At 71.3% G+C, this 1,918-nt stretch carries 2 protein-coding genes; both read right to left on the reverse strand.

Annotation, left to right across the window (positions count from 1 at the left end; all coding sequences use genetic code 11):
* Window positions 1-1,587 (reverse strand): cation acetate symporter (locus tag EHS43_RS43580; protein ID WP_148104308.1); only part of this gene is annotated, 1,587 nt, incomplete at its 3' end.
* The coding region (locus tag EHS43_RS43585) for a DUF485 domain-containing protein (protein WP_148104309.1) at window positions 1,584-1,918 on the reverse strand (335 nt) is incomplete at its 5' end. The genes EHS43_RS43585 and EHS43_RS43580, both read right to left, overlap by 4 nt.

Below are 1,918 nucleotides of genomic sequence, written 5' to 3' on the forward strand. Positions count from 1 at the left end.
CGCCAGGATCCGCCCCTCGACGGCCTCGTACTGCTTGCGCTGCTCCTCCGCCTTGTGGCGGCCCGAGAGCACCGTGCCCAGCCAGCCGAGCAGGAAGCCCGCCGGCACGGACACCAGGCCGGTCGTCGTGAACGGCAGCCAGTTGAAGTCGGCCTCGGGGAAGGCGGACACCGGTGACCCCGAGACGAGGTTCGTGCCCGGCATCAGCACCAGCACCGTGAGCGTGCCGCCGAGCAGTGTGCAGAGCAGTCCCGCGCGGGTGTAGCGCCGCCAGAAGAGGGTGTAGACGAGCGCCGGGGCCAGCGCGGACGCGCCGACGCAGAAGGAGAGGATCACCAGCGGCTGGAGGCTGCGGTGCTGGATCAGCGTGGCCAGCAGGATCGTGGGGACGCCGACCGCCAACGCGGACAGCCGGGCCAGCAGGATCTCGCGGTGCGGCGGCATCGACCGGGAGCGGGCCGCGAACACGTCGTGGGCGAGGGAGTTGGCGCAGGCGAGGATCATGCCGGCCACGGACGCGAGCAGGGTGAGGAAGAGCGCGGTGGTGACCGTGGTGAAGAGGAACGTCTCCCCGGTCGACACGTCGGGCCCGAACACCGCCCGGGAGCCCAGCAGATACGCGGTGTTGCCCTGCGGGTCCGCCTCCGCGATCACCGTCCGCCCGATCATGGCCGTCGCCCCGACTCCCACGACCGTGATGACCAGGACGAACACGGCCACCGCCGACACCGCCCAGGACATCGAGCGCCGTACCTGACGGGCGCTGGAGGCGGTGTACATGCGCATGGTGACGTGCGGCAGACAGGCCCCGCCGATGACGACCGCGAGCTGCGAGGTGATCATGTCCAGGCGCGGATACGGCCCGCCCGCGAACTCCAGCCCGGACCGCAGGAAGCCCTGTCCCACCCCGCTCTGCCGGGCCGCCGTGTCGAACAGGGCTGCCGGGTTCCAGTCGAAGCGGTGCATGACCAGTACGGCGACCACGGCGCCCGATCCGAGCAGCATGACGATCTTCAGGATCTGGATGAGGGCGGTGCCCTTCATGCCGCCGATGGCCGCGTAGCTGATCATCAGGATGCCCAGGCCGATGATGAAGCCCGTCTTCAGGGAGTCGCCGTCGAACCCCAGGATGAACGCCAGCAATTGGCCGGCGCCGGCGAGCTGCACCAGCATCAGCGGCAGCAGCGCGGCGAGGGTGACCAGGCACGCGGCGACACGTACGGCGCGTCCCGGCATCCGGCGCGCGAGCGCGTCGCCCATCGTGAACCGGCCCGCGTTGCGCAGGGGTTCGGCCAGCAGGAACATCAGCAGCATCAGCGACAGGGCCGTGCTGAGGGCGAGGACGATGCCGTCGTAGCCGCACAGGGCGATCACCCCGCCCGTGCCGAGCACGGTGGCGGCGGAGATGTAGTCGCCCGCGATGGCGAGGCCGTTGCGCATCGCGGACAGGGAGCTGTAACCGGTGTAGAACTCGTCGAGGTCGTCGCGGTCCGGGCCGGTCATCACGCACAGCAGGAGGGTGATGGTGGCGACGGCGGAGAACGCCACCAGGCTCATCGCCTGCGCGGAGTCGCTGAAGCCGGTCATCGCGCGGCCGCCTCTCGGCTGGCGTCCACCTCGGACTGCTTGCGGATGCGGTCCGCGAGCGGGTCGACGCGTCGGCGCGCGGTGCGCTCGTACACGGCGATCGCCAGCCAGGTGACGGGCAGTTGGAGCAGGGCGAGGACCAGTCCGGCGGGCAGTCCGTCGGTGAGGCCGCTCGCCATGAAGGACGGCGCCCAGGCGGACAGCACGAGGAAGAGGGTGAAGTAGCCGAGCGCGGTGAGCGTGGCGGTGCGCCGCTGCCTGCGGTAGGCGCTGCGCAGGACCCGCAGGTCGCTGTGGTGGCCGAGCGGGGAGCGGTGGCGCGGGGGACGCG

Source organism: Streptomyces sp. RP5T, assembly GCF_003933965.1.
GTDB lineage: Bacteria > Actinomycetota > Actinomycetes > Streptomycetales > Streptomycetaceae > Streptomyces.